Below are 15,789 nucleotides of genomic sequence, written 5' to 3' on the forward strand. Positions count from 1 at the left end.
CATCTTTTAGCCGATTGGCGAGATGCAATCCAGTGGCGGGGACAGATTAAGTCCCCAGGGGATCAATTGAAGGCTGCCGGTCTATTTCCATCAGGAGCAACACTGACATGAATGTACAACAGCACTCTCGCTCAGCCTGGCAAGTCACGGTTCTAATGCTGCTGACCACGGTCCTGGCCGGCTGCGGCATCAACACCATTCCTACCCTCGACGAACAGGCCAAGGCGGCCTGGTCGCAAGTGCAGAACCAGTACCAGCGGCGCGCCGACCTGATCCCCAACCTGGTGGAAACGGTCAAGGGTTATGCCAAGCATGAACAGGACACCCTGACCGCAGTGATCGAGGCGCGGGCCAAGGCCACCTCGATCCAGGTCGACGCCAGCACCCTGGACAATCCGGAAAAACTCAAACAGTTCCAGCAAGCCCAGGATGGCTTGAGCAGTGCGCTCAGCCGTTTGATGGTGGTGTCCGAGCGCTACCCGGACCTCAAGGCCAACCAGAACTTCCTGGCCCTGCAGTCGCAACTTGAAGGCACCGAGAACCGCATCGCCGTGGCGCGTCGTGACTTTATCGCCGCCGTGCAGGCCTACAACACCGAGATCCGCACCTTCCCGGGTCGCCTGTGGCATAGCGTGATGTACAGCGACCTGCCGATCCGCCAGACCTTCGAGGCCACCAGCCCCGACGCCGATAAAGCACCGCAAGTGAAGTTCTGATCAGGCTTCAATGAGGTGTCGATGCGTTTATTACGGATAGGCCTGGCGCTGTGGCTCCTGGCATGTGTGACCACCGTCCAGGCAGCGCTGACGTTTCCCGCGCTGACCGGGCGGGTGGTAGACACCGCCCAGATGATCGACCCGGTTGTGCGCGAGCAACTGACTCAACAGTTGCAGGCGCTGGAGCAGACCAGCGGCGACCAGATCGTGGTGGTCACCGTACCTGACCTGCAAGGCCTGCCCATCGAGGACTACGGTTATCAATTGGGCCGCCACTGGGGTATCGGCCAGAAGGGCAAGGACAATGGCGCGCTGCTGATCGTCGCCCGGGATGAGCGCAAATTACGCATCGAAGTCGGCTATGGCCTGGAAGGCGTGCTGACCGATGCGCAGTCCTGGGTGATCATCAACCAGGTGATCGCGCCGGCATTCAAGACCGGCAACTACAGCAAAGGCATCAGCGACGGTGTCGCGGCGATGTTGCAGGTGGTGGGCGGTGACCCGCTGGCTGTACCGGCCCATGTGGCGGACGCCAATTTCGCCAAGGATAATCCGGCGTTCTCCATCGGCATGTTCGTGCTGCTGCTGATCGTGTTGTGGTTGTGCAATCGCATGGGGTTACCGGTGGGCGCGATTCTTCTGGCCATTCTCAGCAGCAGTGGACGTGGCGGCGGCGGAGGCGGCGGTGGCGGTGGCTTCAGAGGTGGCGGTGGTGGTTTCGGCGGCGGCGGGGCCTCGGGCGGCTGGTAATGACAATAACTAAAGAGCATCTGCAACCATGGCATTACTGAGCGAACACGAACAACGCCAGGTCGCCGAAGCGATCGCCAAGGTCGAGCAACAGACCGACGCGGAGCTGGTGACCGTGCTGGCGGCCCGGGCCGACGACTACGCCTACATTCCTTTGCTGTGGGCCAGCCTGTTGGCGTTGGTGGTGCCGGGGATCATTCATTACCTGTTCGGCTGGATGAGCATGTACACCTTGCTGCTGGCGCAGTGGGCGACCTTCATTGTGTTGTGCTTGCTGTTTCGCCTGCCGAAAATCACCACCCGGCTGATTCCGCGTTCCGTGCGGCACTGGCGAGCGTCGAATCTGGCGCGTCGGCAGTTCCTGGAGCAGAACCTGCACCACACGGTGGGCAGTACCGGAGTGCTGATTTTTGTCAGTGAAGCGGAGCGTTACGTAGAAATCCTGGTGGACGACGGCATCTCCAAGCGCCTGGATGACAGCTGTTGGGATGCCATCGTCAAGGCCTTCACCCAGCAGGTGAAACAGGGGCAGACATTGGCCGGGTTTATTGCCTGCATTGAAGCCTGCGGGGAGTTGCTCAAGGTGCATGTGCCGCTGACGCAAACCCGTAATGAGTTACCGAATCGGTTGGTGGTCCTCGATTAGATGAAGCATCCATAGCCGCTGGCGTTCGACAGCGGCTATAACGACCGTTGAGCAAATAACTCCGTGCCCTCAAGCCCCATCCCCCCTAAAATGCCGGGCATTCCCTGCCCGAGGCGTTTTTGTTCATGTCTGTCACCGCTAAACCTGTCAGTCCCGCGCCGGATCACCATGCACAGTTTCTTGAGCTGCTGACTGCCAGCCTTGAGCAAAACGCCTTTATCAAGCTGGTGCTGGCCAAGTACGTCGGCGGTGAAGCGGACCTGCAACGGCTGATCATCAAGCCGACGACAGTCAAGGATCAGCCCTGCCTGTCCTTCGTCTACCGCTACAAGACTCGCGACATCACCAAGAACTTCTCCCTGGCCGATGGCGTGGCGGCGATTGCCGAGCTGTTGCCGGTGTCGTTCAAGAATGCGCACTTGCTCTCGGTGACCGACGAAGCCCAGCTGGAATACAGCAAGAAGAACAAAAGTTCGCTGTTCAAGAGCAAACCGCAGCAATTGCGCGAGGCCCCGTCCACCGAACACAACCGCGAGAAACAGCGCTTCCTCGACTTGAGCCGACCGTTTCTCGCCGATCTGGGCGTGACCAATGCCAGGCACGAGCTGATTCCGGCGATGTCGCGCAAGTGGAAGCAGATCAACAAGTTCATCGAGGTCTTCAGCCATGCCCTGACCTCCTCGCCACTGGCGCTGGACAAGCCGGTACGCGTGGCGGATTTCGGTTCGGGCAAGGGCTACCTGACGTTTGCCATTCACGATTACCTGCGCAACACCCTCAAGGCCGAGGGCGAAGTCACCGGTGTCGAGCTGCGCGAGGAAATGGTCAACCTGTGCAACGCCGCGGCGGCCAAGCTGCAGCACCCGGGGTTGGTGTTCAAGTGCGGCGACGTGCGCAGTGTGGCGCCGAGTGAGCTGGACGTGATGATTGCCCTGCATGCCTGCGACATCGCCACCGACTACGCGATTCACACCGGCATCCGTTCCGGGGCGTCGATCATCATGTGCTCGCCGTGCTGCCACAAACAGATTCGCCTGCAGATCCAGAGCCCGGCGCTGCTCAAGCCGATGCTGCAATATGGCCTGCACCTGGGCCAGCAGGCGGAAATGGTCACCGACAGCTTGCGCGCGTTGTTCCTCGAAGCCTGCGGCTATGAGACCAAGGTGTTCGAATTCATCTCACTGGACCACACCAACAAGAACAAGATGATCCTCGCGGTCAAGCGCGCCGAACCGGTGGACCCGGCCCAGCTGCTGCAAAAGATCGAGGAACTCAAGGCGTTCTACCACATCAGCGAACATTGCCTGGAAACCTTGCTGCGGGCTGATGGTTACCTGTGATCGCGGTCTTGCGGCCCAGCATCACCGTGACGATCACCCCGGCGGCAAACAGCCAGGTAATGGGCTCGATGTGCTCACCAAAAAACAGCGCTGAAAAGGCGATGGTGAAGAAGATCTGCAGCAACTGGATCTGACTGACCCGGGCAATCCCGCCCATGGCCAATCCGGCGTACCAGGCAAAAAAGCCCAGGAACTGCGAGAACAGCGAGACGTAGCCAAAGGCCCACCAAGTCTTGGCGCTGATCGCGCCTTGATGCTGCAAGGCCAGGTACAGCACCGGACCGATCAACAGCGGCGTCGACAGCACCAGGGCCCAGCAGATCACCTGCCAGCCACCCATCTCCTTGGCCAGTCGGCCGCCCTCGGCGTACCCCAGGCCGCCCACCGCAATGGCCCCGAGCATCAGCAAGTCGCCCGCCTGAATACTGCCTGCGCCGCTGATCAGCGCGTAGCCCAGCACCAGCGCACTGCCCAGGGCGGCGCAAGCCCAGAAGGCTTTGGAGGGTCGCTCGTGGGACAACCACGCCGCGTACAGCGCCACGCACAGCGGTTGCAGGCCATTGACCAGCGCTCCGTGGGACGCCGGCAAGGTTTGCATGGCCCAGGCCGAGAGCACCGGAAAACCGAGGATAACCCCGGCGATCACCAGGCTCAGGCCCTTGACTTGCTGCCAGGTTGGCCAGCGCTCTCGACGCCAGAGCAGCAGCGCCGCGGCTGGAATGGCCGCGAACAGGGCACGGCCCAGGCCGTTGAGCAAGGGGTGCAGCTCTTGCACCACGATCCGGGTGAAAGGCAGGGTCAGGCTGAAGATGATGACGCCCAGCAGGCCCAGGGCCATGCCAGTGTTTTCGCGCGAGGACATAACGGCAACCAGGGTCGAAGGTGGCGGGAAGTGACTTCATCTAGCCACAACGCCGGCCGATTGCGCTGTTACAGCTAGGCACGGACTTATCCGTACAGTTGCATGCTGCGTAGTAGCGGGTTGTTACCCGGCCCCAAGGATTAGGACTACCTTGAATGCTCCTTTCTGCCCACGTTGTACCCAGAGGAGTCCTCCCCATGGCTGCGAAAAAGATCCTGATGCTGGTTGGCGATTACGTCGAAGACTACGAAGTGATGGTGCCGTTCCAGGCCTTGCTGATGGTCGGCCACACGGTGCATGCGGTGTGCCCCGACAAGACCGCCGGGCAGACCGTGCGCACGGCGATTCATGACTTCGAAGGCGACCAGACCTACAGCGAAAAACCCGGTCACCTGTTCGCCCTGAACTTCGACTTCGCCCAGGTCGAGGCCGCCGACTACGACGCTCTGCTGGTTCCAGGCGGACGTGCGCCGGAGTACCTGCGCCTGAATGAAAAAGTCCTGCAGTTGGTACGCGACTTCGACCAGGCCGGCAAGCCGATTGCCGCAGTCTGCCATGGCGCGCAGTTGCTGGCGGCGGCGGGCATCCTCGAAGGGCGTGAATGCAGCGCCTACCCGGCTTGCGCCCCGGAAGTGCGGCTGGCCGGTGGCACGTTCATCGATATCCCCGTGACGCAGGGCCACGTTCAAGGCAATCTGGCCACGGCGCCCGCCTGGCCGGCACACCCAAGCTGGCTGGCCGGTTTCCTTGGCCTGCTGGGCACGACCATCACCTTGTAAACGGAGGCTTGTCCATGTGCGAGCTGTACGTCAAAGCCGACCCGATTTTGTACGAGTCACGCTCGCGCTCGCTGCGCATCTGTGGGGTGGTCACGACCCTGCGCCTGGAGAATCAGTTCTGGGACATCCTCAGCGAAATCGCCGAGGTCGACGGCATGACCACCAACCAGTTGATCGCCAAGCTCTATGAAGAAGTGATGGATTACCGCGGCGAAGTGGTGAACTTCGCCTCGTTCCTGCGGGTCAGTTGCACCCGTTATTTGAGTCAGCGGCGCAGCGGCTCGCCGGAGTTATCGGTGGTACGCGCGGTGGTGAAGTAGGGCGGCGTGGTCTTTACTCTGAAGCGCGTAATCTTTTAATCGCCAAGGAGCACGAGCATGTCTGGATGGTACGAATTGAGTAAAAGCAGCAATGGCCAGTTCCGCTTTGTGCTGAAAGCGGCCAACGCCGAAACCATTCTCACCAGCGAGCTGTACACCACCCGGGCGGCCGCCGAGGGTGGCATTGCCTCGGTCCAGAGCAATAGCCCGCTGGATGAACGCTACGAGAAAAAGTCCACCAAGGACGGCCATCCTTACTTCAACCTCAAGGCTGCCAACCATCAGGTCATCGGCAGCAGCGAGGCCTATTCCTCGGAGGCGGCGCGGGACAAGGGCATCGCCAGCGTCAAGACCAATGGCCCGACCACGGTCATCAAGGACAAGACCCTGCCGGTACTGTGAAACCTGTGTAGGCGCTGGCAAGCCAGCGCCTACACATTTGCGCACTGTCAGCGCAGCGTATCGATCAACCCCTGCAACTGACTGCACCCCGCCTCAGCCAATGGGAACACCGGCAGGCGCGGGTCGCCCGCTTCCAGGCCGGTCATGCGCAGGCCGGCCTTGATGGTCGCCGGCAGTCCGCCCTTGAGGATGAAGTCCAGCAGTGGCAGTTGGCGATAGAACAATTGCCGCGCCTGGTCCAGGTCATTGGCCAGCACCGCCTGATACAGCGCGCCGTTGAGTTGCGGGATCAGGTTTGGCGCTGCCGTGCACCAGCCTTTGGCTCCGGCGGCAAACGCCTCCAGCGCCAGCGGATTGCAACCGTTGTAGAACGGCACCTGGCCTTCACCCAGTATTTGCAGCTTGTGCATGCGCTGAATATCGCCGGTGCTTTCCTTGACCATGGTCACGTTGGCCACGGCATGGAAGATCCGCAGGATCAACTCCACGGACATGTCGGTGCCGCTGGTGGCCGGGTTGTTGTAGAGCATGATCGGCACGCCGATGCTGTCGCCAATGGCGCGGTAGTGGGCAAGGATTTCCGCTTCGCTGAGTTTCCAGTACGACGCCGGCAGCACCATCACCACGTCGGCGCCATGGGCCTCGGCAAACCGCGCGCGGCGCACGGCCTTGGCGGTGGTCAGGTCGGAGACGCTGACCACGGTCGGCACGCGCTTGGCGACATGCTGGATGCTGAACTCACTGACCTGATCCCACTCTGCGTCGCTCAGGTAAGCACCTTCCCCGGTGCTGCCGAGCGGGGCGATCGCGTGGACACCGCCGTCGATCAGGCGGTCGATGGAACGCCCCAGGGCAGGCAGGTCGACCGCTTCGCCGTTGGCGGTGAAGGGGGTGATGGTGTAGCCGATGATGCCGTGAATGTTCGGGCTGGACATGCTGTCTCTCCAATTAGGCAAAAAAGTCGCTTCAGTTCAGGCAATCGGCGTGTTGGCGCAGGTTCTGCCGAGCGTAGTAGTTGAACGCAGCGCCGTGGCGCTTGGGTTTGGAGATCCAGTCATGGGCCTCGCGGCCGAGTGCCGGCAGGATTGGCTTGAGGGTGCCGGCGGCCATCGCCAGCAACTGCAGTTTGGCCGCACGTTCGATCAATTGAGCGATCACGCAGGCTTCCTCGATGTTGCGCCCGGTCGACAACTGGCCGTGGTGGGACAGCAGGATGGCGCGCTTGTCGCCCAGGGCCCCGGCGATGATTTCGCCTTCTTCGTTACCCACCGGTACCCCCGGCCAGGCTTCGAGAAACGCGCAGTCTTCGTACAGCGGGCAGAGGTCCATGTGGGAAATTTCCAACGGCACCTCGAGCATCGACAGGGCCGCGACGTGAGTCGGGTGGGTGTGGATGATGCAGTTCACATCCGCCCGGGCACGGTATACCCAACTGTGGAAACGATTGGCCGGATTGGCCATGCCGTGGCCTTCCAGGACTTCCAGGTCTTCGTTGACCAGCAGCAGATTGCTCGCGGTGATTTCGTCGAAACCCAGGCCCAGTTGCTGGGTGTAATAGGTGCCCGGCTGCGGGCCGCGGGCGGTGATTTGCCCCGCCAGGCCGGAATCGTGGCCGTTCTCGAACAGGATGCGGCAGGTCAGTGCCAGCTTTTGCCGGTCAGTCCACGTATTATCCGCCAGGCTGCTTTGCATCTGCGTCAGCGCCTGCTTGATGAGTTGGTCTTTGGGTAGTGCTAATGTCTTGGCCATATCGGTGTCCCTGTAAAGCTCAATGGACGTCGGATGTGGTTCTCCCGCTGCTCGCAAGGTCGTCGGGGGTAATCACATGACACATAAGAGCCTATATGACACTTTGTGTCATTGGCAAGGACTAATCGTTGCCTCCTTGATGGATTAACCGCTGCACATGTCTATCCGTTTGAAATTACTGCGAAAAAAACTTGGTGTGACGCTTGAGGCGCTGGCCGAGAAATCCGGCATGACCAAGAGCTATCTGTCGAAAGTCGAGCGTGGCCTCAACACGCCGTCGATCGCGGCCGCGCTGAAACTGGCCAAGGCGCTGAACGTCAAGGTCGAGGAGCTGTTTGCCGAGGACGCTATCAGCCTGGACAGCTATAGCTTGGTGCGCGCCCACGAGCGCCAGTCGCTGGCCGCCAACGACCAGGCCCCCGGCTACGCGGTGTTGGCTCATCAGGTCAGCGAGCGCAGCCTGCTGCCGTTCATCATTTACCCGCCCAGGGAGTTCAGCGACAAGACCTTCAAGGAGCACCTGGGGGAGGAATTCCTGTTCGTCCACGAAGGCCAGGTCGAGGTCGATTTCATGAACGAGCGGGTGATCCTCGATCGCGGGGATGCGCTGCACTTCAACGCCCAGAAACCCCATCGCCTGCGCTCGGTGGGCGAGGTGCAGGCGCAGTTGCTGGTGGTGGTACACAGCAGCGAGGAATGAGTCGGCGCCAGAGCATCGTGAGCAAGGTCTAGCGAAACCGCCCCTGTGGGAGCGAGCCAGCTCGCGATGCTTTCAGCCCAGGCCTAGACCTCGACCGGCACCGAAAGACTCGAACTGCCCAGGGCATGGGTCTTGGAATCAAAAAAGCGCAGTGCCACCCCGGTGTCTGCAAACAGCTTTGCGTAGTGGCGCTTCTGGCTCTGGATGAACGCCGCACTGCGCGGATAAATCGAGATCGCCAGGGTTTTTGGCTTGGCCTGGCACAGTGCATGGACCAGGTGCGCATCCTGCTTGCCGAGGCTGTGGCCGAAGATGCACAAGGCGTCGTGTTGCTGCAGCAACTGGTCGTAGCAGAACGACAGGTAGTCCGAGCTGCGGATGGTCTTGAGCTTGTCTTCGCTGCTGCCTTCGTTGACGAACAACGGCACGTCGTCCAGGGTCTTGAGCGTGTTGTTGATGGCAAAACTGCCCAGCAGCGTGCCCTCGGTGGAGGTCAGCTTACGGGCGGTGCCGTCCTGGTTGCGCACCAGGTGCAGGCCACCGTGCAGGTACAGCAGGCGGGTTTTGTCGGTGGCGCTGGCGCTCAGCTCGAAGCGCGGTTCGCTGCCCTGGAACAGGTCGTCGATGGCCGTGCCCTGGTGCTGGACCGCCCAGTAGTTGAGCAGGTCGTAGTTACTGGTGAAGACCGTCCGATAACGGCCCAGCTCCTGGCTGATGCTCGCCAGGCTGGTGGCTTGCACCAGGCGCCAGGGGATGTGCACCGCGTGTACGGTGTTGATCAACGCTTCCTTGATCGCATAGTAGCGATTGCGCGGTGCCGCCGAGCTTACCGCCAAGGCCTTGTTGACCCGGCTGGTGGTTTTCAGGGCGCTGAGCACCTGCTCGAAACTGCGGGTGTGCAGGGCGTCGAACACGCTCAGCTCGGACTGGCTTAAGGGTTTTTCTTCGACACTGCGGGCGTTCTCGAACAGCGAGTCGTAGCCAAAGTCATCCCACACCGCGCGGCTGGCGCCGTTACCCACCAGCAGGGCGCTGAACGGGGTGGTTGCGCGCAACGCGTTCCAGTCTTCTAAGTGGGCATCAACATCCTGGAAATCGCTCATTGCGTCAGTCATCTCAAGCAGGTGGGGTACAGGGCGCAGACTTTATCACGACCGGCTGTTGAGCCAGATCAAGATGCACGCGGCGCGATGGGGTGATCCTTGGGTTATCCGCCGACGCCAAGGGTCGGTTCGGCCCCATTGCAGAGGACTCGCCATGACCAGCACATTCTTCATTCCTGCCGTCAACATCATGGGCATCGGCTGTCTCGACGAAGCCATGGACGCCATCGGCAAATACGGCTTTGCCAAGGCGTTGATTGTCACGGACAGCGGGTTGGCCAAGGCCGGCGTGGCGGCAATGATCGCGGAAAAACTGGCGCTGCAGGACATCGAGTCGGTGATTTTCGACGGGGCCAAGCCCAACCCCAGCATCGCCAACGTACAGGCCGGCCTGGTGCTGTTGCAGCGCAGCGGGTGTGATTTTGTGGTGTCCCTGGGCGGTGGTTCGCCCCATGACTGCGCCAAGGGCATCGCCCTGTGCGCCACCAATGGCGGGCAGATTGGCGACTACGAAGGCGTCGATCAGTCGCCCAAGCCGCAACTGCCGCTGATTGCGATCAACACCACGGCCGGTACTGCCAGCGAAATGACCCGCTTCTGCATCATTACCGACGAAGCGCGGCACGTGAAAATGGCCATTGTCGACCGTAACGTCACGCCGCTGTTGTCGGTCAACGATCCGGCCTTGATGGTGGCCATGCCCAAGTCGCTGACCGCCGCCACCGGCATGGATGCGCTGACGCATGCAATCGAGGCCTACGTCTCCACCGCTGCCAACCCGATCACCGACGCCTGCGCCCTGAAAGCCATCGAACTGATCAGCCTCAACCTGCGCGTGGCGGTGCGTGATGGCAGTGACCTGCTGGCCCGGGAAAACATGGCCTATGCGCAGTTCCTGGCCGGCATGGCGTTCAACAACGCGTCCCTGGGGTTTGTGCATGCCATGGCGCATCAGTTGGGTGGTTTCTACGACTTGCCCCACGGCGTGTGCAATGCGGTGCTGCTGCCCCATGTGCAAAGCTTCAACGCCAAGGTTTGTGCCGAACGCCTGACGGTAGTGGCGCAGGCGCTGGGCGTGGACATCCAGGGGTGCAGCCCGGAGGAGGGGGCCGAAGCGGCGATCGCGGCGATCCGCACGCTGGCCGCGGACGTGGAAATTCCCGCCGGTTTGCGTGACCTCGGAGCCAAGCTGCAGGACATCCCGATCCTCGCCGCCAACGCCCTCAAGGATGCCTGTGGCCTGACCAACCCGCGGGCGGCAGACCAGCAGCAGATCGAGGAGATCTTTCGTAACGCGTTCTGATCCCGCGCGCCCTTAGCCGGAAGTCACCAGGGACCGGCCCGGGGTGGCGCTGAATTGAATCAACGCGACCCCGGCGATCAACAGCACGGCACCGAGCAGGCGCGGTAACGTCAGGTGCCGCTCCACCAGCCCGAACAGCCCGAAGTGGTCGAGCACCAGCGATGCCACTACCTGCCCGGCCAGGGCCAGGGCGATAAAGCCTGAGGCCCCGAGCTTGGGCAGCAGCATCAGGGCCAGGGCGATAAAACACACGCCAAAGGCGCCCCCGGCCCACATCCACAGCGGCGCCTTGCTGATTAACCCCAGCGACGGCAATGGCAGGCGCAGGCTGATAACCACAGGCAGCAATACCAGCACACTCACCAGCAGCGAGGCGAGGGTGGCCCATAACGGGTGACCGAGGCCGCGACTCAGGTTGGCGTTGATTGCGCTCTGAAAGGGCACCACGGCGCCGGCGACTACGGCCAGCACCGACAAACCGGCCCACTGCAAGGTACTCATAAGTCTCTCTCCAAGAGGTTTTACTGGACTCTAGGTCATTCGTCGCGCAGATTGAAATTCCGATTAATCATCCAGAACATGCATCAGATGAATGATCTACGCCGTATCGATTTGAACCTGCTGGTGGTCCTCGACGCCTTGCTCAGCGAGCAGCACGTGACCCGTGCGGCCGAGCGCCTGCACCTCAGCCAACCGGCTGTCAGCCATGCCCTGGCGCGCCTGCGCGAGATGCTCGGCGATCCGCTGCTGGTGCGCGCCGGTGCCGGCCTGGTCGCCACTGCGCGCGCGCAGGAACTGATGGCGCCCCTGACTGAAGCACTGGCCAGTGTCCAGGCCTTGCTGGCGCCCAATACCTTTGACCCAGCCTCGGCCAAGCGCCGGTTCCGCCTGGCGATGTCCGACTATGGCGCGGCGATTGTCTTGCCCGGCTTGATCGCGCGCTTGCGCCAGGAGGCGCCGGGGATCGACCTGCAGATCAGCCACGCGAGCCGCGAAGGCATGCTGGAAGGCGTGCTCAACGGCGACATCGACCTGGCGGCCGGGGTCTTTCCCGAACTGCCCCATGAGCTGCGCTGCACGCCGCTGTTCGAAGAGCAGTTCGTGTGCCTGGTGGACGCCCGGCGTTTGCCGGCCAGTGGCGTGCTGGATTTGCCGACTTACCTGGCCCGGCCCCACGTATTGCTGGAGATGCGCGGCAGCGGCACCCCGGAGATCGAGCGGGCGCTGACCGCCATTGGCCAGCGTCGCCACGTGGCAGTCAGCCTGCCGCACTGGAGCGTGGCCCCGCAGTTGATCGCCGGTACCGACCTGATTCTCACCGTGGCGGCCCGCGGCTTGCAGGGTGTCGATCAACCGCAGTTAAGCGTTGTGCCACCGCCATTTCCCATCCCCTCGTTCAACTTCGTCCTGGCCTGGCATGTGCGTCGGGGCGGTGACCAGGCGTTGAACTGGTTGAATCGGCAGATCGCTCAGGCGATAGTGCACGGCTGAGTTTTTCACTTCGATGGACACAAGGAACACGGAATGACCTTGAAATACCGCTGGCTGGGATGTGTGGCAATGAGTGGCGCGCTGGGCGCGACCCAGGCCTATGGCGCGTGCGCACAGCCGCCGCTGCCCGAGGGCGTGCCGGGGTACTCGGTGTGCAAGGACTGGCCGGCCTACGATGGCCAGACCATTACCGCGCTGTCGCAGATCGAGCCGGACCCGACCTTGAGCGATGCCCCCGATGGCACCGGCATGTACGACCTGAAACTGGCGGTGGTCTCCAACATCGATGGCAAGCCCCTGGCCCGTTACGCCCAGGCCTCGGTGTACAGCTCCGACGCCGTGCGCTTCGATGGCCTGAGCATCGACACCGCCCGCTACAAACTCACCTCCGACCTGCGCGCATTCGGCGTACGTGCCGGCTTCACCGGTTCATCGCGAGCCAATCCGTTCGAACAGGCGGTGCTGTCGCTGTACGTGCGCGAAGGCAACACCTTGCGTCCGGTGCTCGAGCAGTTGGTGATCGAATCCAGCAATGGTGAATGGGATACCAACTGCACCGGCGAATTCAGCCACACCAAACGCACCCTGGACCTGGCCAAGACCAGCAGCCACGGCTTCGCCGACCTGATTGTCAGATCGGTGACCACCGACACGCAGAGCAGCGTGGGCAAAGATGATTGCCAGTCCAAGGACGTCGTGGGCAATACGGTGTCGACGACTTTGCGTTACGACGGGCGCCAGTACGTGGTGCCCAAAGAGCTGCAGGGCGTGTAAGCCGGGCCAACGCCAGGCATGACCTGCAGTCATGCGGCTCTGCACATTTATGGTTACAGTCATCGCAAAACCTTGTGATACAAAAGCCCACCGCAGTCTGACGATAGGGCCTGGCAGCCCGACATGGAGCTTTACCGCATGACCTCATCTTTATTGCTGGCCGTCCTTGCCTCCGGTTTTATCTACGGCATCACCCCGGGCCCGGGCGTGCTCGCGGTGTTTGGCATTGGCGCAGCCCGCGGGCGGCGGGCCGGGGCGGGTTTTCTGTGTGGGCACCTGTTAGGGGATGTGGTCTGGTGCAGCACCGCATTGATTGCCATCGTCGGCGCGCGGGAAATTGGCAGCAGTGCCTTTGATGTGCTCGGCGTGCTCAGCGGCCTGTACCTGTTCTGGCTGGGCATGCGGGCGATCCGCAGCCGTCGCAGCAGCGGCGACGCACCTCAGGGCGCGGCGCGGCAACCGTTCTGGCACGGGATCATGTTTGGCCTGACCAACCCCAAGGCTTATCCGGTGGCAGTGGCGACCTTTACCGCCCTGTTGTCCAGTCGCGCCGAGTTGCTGCAGTGGTCGATGCTGCCCTGGTTGATCTTTCTGAGCTTCCTTGGTGGCGTTTTGGCATACGCTATTCTGATTGGCATTGTGGGCGCTCGTCGGGTACGCACGTTGTATCAGCGCCATGAGCTGGCTATTACCCGGATTTGCGGGGTAATGTTCATCGGTTTCGCCATCAATGCCTTGCTGCACGCGGTGCCGGGGTTGCTGGCCAACAAGAGTTGAGGCTGCTTGCAGGGCTGCGGCAGCGGCTTGCGGCCAGCGCGGTGTAGCGCGCAGGCCAGGTCCATGGATAGCTACTCACGGCGGTATTTTTTGACAGTATCCATTCACGATGAGCACTGCAAACTCCGCGCCATTGGCCAGCTACATCGATCTGCTGCTCGACGTCGTCTGTGCCGTCGACGGACAGGGACGGTTCGTGTTTGTCAGCGCGTCCTGCGAACAAGTGTTCGGCTACACCCCGGATGAGCTGATTGGCCAGCCGATGATCGAAATGGTGCACCCGGCCGATCGCGAGCGGACCCTGGACGCCGCCCGGGAAATCATGCGCGGCAAACCCAACCCGAACTTCGAGAATCGCTACCTGCGCAAGGATGGCCAGGTGGTGCATATCCTCTGGTCGGCGCGCTGGTCCGAGGTCGACCAGCTGCGCATCGCCGTGGCCCGCGACATCACCGAACGCAAACAGGCCGAATCGCGCCAGGCTGCGCTCTACGCGATTTCTGAAGCGGCCCATGCCGCCGAGGATCTGCTGGCCTTGTTCAAGCGCATTCACCAACTGATCGGTGAATGGCTGCCGGCGCTGAATTTCTCGGTGGCGCTGTACGATGAGCACTGCGAGCAATTGAACTTCCCGTACCACGTCGACGATCACGAGCGTGATCCCGAGTTCAGCGTGACTGGCCGGCTGTGTGCCGAAGTGGTCCGTAGCGGGCAGCCGGTGCTGCTGACCCCCGACCAGCCGTTTGCCTTGCCGGGACTGGCCGGGCTGATCGACGCGCAGGATTGCCCTTGCTGGCTGGGGGTGCCGCTCAATTCGCAACGGGGCACCATCGGGGCGCTGATCGTCAAGAGCATGCCTGGCGGCGAGCGCTACACCGAACGCGACAAGGAGCTGCTGCAATACGTCTGCGCCCAAGTGGCGGCAGCGATCGAGCGCCGGCAATTGCACAGTCGCCTGCAGTACATGGCGCAGCATGACTACCTGACTCGCCTGCCCAATCGCGAATTACTCCGCGAGCGCCTGAGCGCGGCCTTGCTCAAGGCCCGCCGGGACAACGGGCGCATGGCCCTGCTGTACGTGGACCTGGACCATTTCAAGCAGGTCAACGATACCTACGGCCACGGCATCGGCGACATGCTGCTGCAAGCCGTGGCCAATCGGCTGCAAGGTTGCGTGCGCGAGAGCGATACCGTCGCGCGGATTGGTGGCGATGAGTTTGTGGTATTGCTCGACAGTATCCAGGCCGCAGAAGACGCGGCGCGGGTGGCACTGAAAATTCGCCAGGTGCTGGGCCAGCCCATCCGGCTGGACAGCCACAACCTGAGCATTCTGCCGAGCATTGGCGTGGCCTTGTACCCGGAGCACGGCCTCGAGGAAAAGCAGCTGTTCAAGCACGCCGATGAAGCCATGTATGCCGCCAAGCGCCTGAGTGGACGCCTGGACCGGGCGTGAGCCGGGGCACCACTCGTCGATGTTTGGACAGCTTTTTTAAACCTTTGCGCGCTTTGGCCTTCGAATGACAGGCGGGACGTACCGTTGCATTCATTTGTCTGTTCAAGGAGGGCGCGACCATGAAACCTGTGGCCAGCCGATTATCGACCATCAGCTTTGCCGTGTTGCTGAGCCTTGGCGCCAGCAGCGCTTTTGCCCAGTCGCCGGCCGACTTCATCAACGACGCCTCGGCCAAAGGCATGGCGGACATCGAAGCCAGCCGCCTGGCACACCAGAAGACCGAGTCCAAGGCGGTCAAGGACTACACCATCGTGGTGATCAACGACCGCACCACGGCCAACCAGCACCTGGCGAAAATCGCCAAGAAGCTCGACCTGCCCGTCGCCCCTCGGGAAGAGGTGATGAACAAGGCCAAGACCCTGATACCCGCCGTCGCGGATGGCGAGTCCTTCGACTCGGCCTATGCCGCCAGCCAGGTAAAAACCACCGAGCAGGCCATCGAGCAATTGCAGCAGGAGGCCCGGACCACCGACGTGCCCGAGCTCAAGGCATTCGCCGAAGAGACCCTGCCCAAGCTCGAACAACACCTGCAAATGGCCAGGGCCCTGCAAGCCAGTCGTTGAC

19 protein-coding genes are annotated in these 15,789 nt (G+C 62.1%); 14 read left to right on the forward strand and 5 right to left on the reverse strand.

From position 1 onward, the window contains the following. Positions 1–107 precede the first annotated feature (107 nt). From PspS04_RS06035 to PspS04_RS06050, 4 genes are all read left to right on the forward strand, one after another. Positions 108–716: a LemA family protein gene (locus PspS04_RS06035; protein WP_095167062.1), complete on the forward strand. Its 609-nt coding sequence runs from the start codon at positions 108–110 to the stop codon at positions 714–716. Between the two features lie 21 nt (positions 717–737). Next, complete coding sequence (locus tag PspS04_RS06040) at positions 738–1,466, forward strand: TPM domain-containing protein (protein ID WP_159994157.1); 729 nt, start codon at positions 738–740, stop codon at positions 1,464–1,466. Positions 1,467–1,494: 28 nt separating this feature from the next. Beyond that, entirely contained in the window at positions 1,495–2,112 is a 618-nt protein-coding gene (locus PspS04_RS06045; RefSeq protein WP_095167066.1) for a TPM domain-containing protein, read from the forward strand. Positions 2,113–2,237: 125 nt separating this feature from the next. After that, positions 2,238–3,452 carry a class I SAM-dependent methyltransferase gene (locus PspS04_RS06050; protein ID WP_095167068.1) on the forward strand — a complete coding sequence of 405 codons (1,215 nt, stop codon included), beginning with the start codon at positions 2,238–2,240 and terminating at the stop codon, positions 3,450–3,452. On the opposite strand, the gene PspS04_RS06055 is transcribed toward PspS04_RS06050, so the two are convergent. Then, the gene (locus tag PspS04_RS06055; RefSeq protein ID WP_159994159.1) at positions 3,403–4,314 is read right to left on the reverse strand and encodes a DMT family transporter; all 912 of its coding nucleotides are present in this window, start codon (positions 4,312–4,314) and stop codon (positions 3,403–3,405) included. The genes PspS04_RS06050 and PspS04_RS06055 overlap by 50 nt on opposite strands. A gap of 197 nt (positions 4,315–4,511) precedes the next feature. Between PspS04_RS06055 and PspS04_RS06060 the strand changes: the two genes are divergently transcribed. Genes PspS04_RS06060 through PspS04_RS06070 form a run of 3 tightly spaced genes read left to right on the forward strand, consistent with a single transcriptional unit; the run spans position 4,512 to position 5,815 of the window. Then, positions 4,512–5,093 carry a DJ-1/PfpI family protein gene (locus PspS04_RS06060; RefSeq protein ID WP_159994161.1) on the forward strand — a complete coding sequence of 194 codons (582 nt, stop codon included), beginning with the start codon at positions 4,512–4,514 and terminating at the stop codon, positions 5,091–5,093. 14 nt (positions 5,094–5,107) lie between these two features. Beyond that, the gene (locus tag PspS04_RS06065; protein ID WP_095167073.1) at positions 5,108–5,413 is read left to right on the forward strand and encodes a ribbon-helix-helix domain-containing protein; all 306 of its coding nucleotides are present in this window, start codon (positions 5,108–5,110) and stop codon (positions 5,411–5,413) included. Positions 5,414–5,470: 57 nt separating this feature from the next. After that, a complete protein-coding gene (locus PspS04_RS06070; RefSeq protein WP_095167075.1) occupies positions 5,471–5,815 on the forward strand; it encodes a YegP family protein in 345 nt (114 codons plus the stop codon). Between the two features lie 47 nt (positions 5,816–5,862). On the opposite strand, the gene PspS04_RS06075 is transcribed toward PspS04_RS06070, so the two are convergent. Together PspS04_RS06075 and PspS04_RS06080 are read right to left on the reverse strand one after the other, a co-directional pair. Further along, positions 5,863–6,750, reverse strand: a complete 888-nt coding sequence (locus PspS04_RS06075) for a dihydrodipicolinate synthase family protein (RefSeq protein WP_095167077.1) — start codon at positions 6,748–6,750, stop codon at positions 5,863–5,865. A gap of 31 nt (positions 6,751–6,781) precedes the next feature. Continuing rightward, a complete protein-coding gene (locus PspS04_RS06080; protein WP_095167079.1) occupies positions 6,782–7,564 on the reverse strand; it encodes an aldolase in 783 nt (260 codons plus the stop codon). Positions 7,565–7,721: 157 nt separating this feature from the next. On the opposite strand from PspS04_RS06080, the gene PspS04_RS06085 reads away from it, so the two are divergent. Beyond that, positions 7,722–8,264, forward strand: coding sequence for a helix-turn-helix domain-containing protein (locus tag PspS04_RS06085; protein WP_095167081.1), 543 nt, complete (start codon positions 7,722–7,724; stop codon positions 8,262–8,264). 83 nt (positions 8,265–8,347) lie between these two features. On the opposite strand, the gene PspS04_RS06090 is transcribed toward PspS04_RS06085, so the two are convergent. Then, positions 8,348–9,367 (reverse strand): DUF4917 family protein, encoded by a 1,020-nt coding sequence (locus PspS04_RS06090; RefSeq protein ID WP_159994163.1) that lies wholly within the window; start codon positions 9,365–9,367, stop codon positions 8,348–8,350. A gap of 154 nt (positions 9,368–9,521) precedes the next feature. Here PspS04_RS06090 and yiaY point away from each other — a divergent pair, with 154 nt between their 5' ends. Next, complete coding sequence (gene yiaY, locus PspS04_RS06095; RefSeq protein WP_159994165.1) at positions 9,522–10,670, forward strand: L-threonine dehydrogenase; 1,149 nt, start codon at positions 9,522–9,524, stop codon at positions 10,668–10,670. A 12-nt stretch (positions 10,671–10,682) separates the two neighbouring features. Here yiaY and PspS04_RS06100 read toward each other — a convergent pair whose 3' ends face one another. Next, entirely contained in the window at positions 10,683–11,171 is a 489-nt protein-coding gene (locus tag PspS04_RS06100; protein WP_159994167.1) for a DMT family transporter, read from the reverse strand. 78 nt (positions 11,172–11,249) lie between these two features. On the opposite strand from PspS04_RS06100, the gene PspS04_RS06105 reads away from it, so the two are divergent. The 5 genes from PspS04_RS06105 (at position 11,250) to PspS04_RS06125 (ending at position 15,788) form a co-directional block, all read left to right on the forward strand. After that, entirely contained in the window at positions 11,250–12,161 is a 912-nt protein-coding gene (locus tag PspS04_RS06105; RefSeq protein ID WP_174244567.1) for a LysR family transcriptional regulator, read from the forward strand. A 33-nt stretch (positions 12,162–12,194) separates the two neighbouring features. Then, a complete protein-coding gene (locus PspS04_RS06110; protein WP_095167091.1) occupies positions 12,195–12,935 on the forward strand; it encodes a hypothetical protein in 741 nt (246 codons plus the stop codon). Between the two features lie 138 nt (positions 12,936–13,073). Next, positions 13,074–13,712 (forward strand): LysE family translocator, encoded by a 639-nt coding sequence (locus PspS04_RS06115; RefSeq protein WP_095167092.1) that lies wholly within the window; start codon positions 13,074–13,076, stop codon positions 13,710–13,712. A gap of 109 nt (positions 13,713–13,821) precedes the next feature. Continuing rightward, positions 13,822–15,165, forward strand: a complete 1,344-nt coding sequence (locus PspS04_RS06120; RefSeq protein ID WP_095167094.1) for a sensor domain-containing protein — start codon at positions 13,822–13,824, stop codon at positions 15,163–15,165. A gap of 119 nt (positions 15,166–15,284) precedes the next feature. Then, a complete protein-coding gene (locus PspS04_RS06125; protein WP_095167096.1) occupies positions 15,285–15,788 on the forward strand; it encodes a DUF4142 domain-containing protein in 504 nt (167 codons plus the stop codon). Position 15,789 lies beyond the last annotated feature (1 nt).

The sequence above is a fragment of the Pseudomonas sp. S04 genome (assembly GCF_009834545.1).
Taxonomy (GTDB): Bacteria; Pseudomonadota; Gammaproteobacteria; order Pseudomonadales; family Pseudomonadaceae; genus Aquipseudomonas.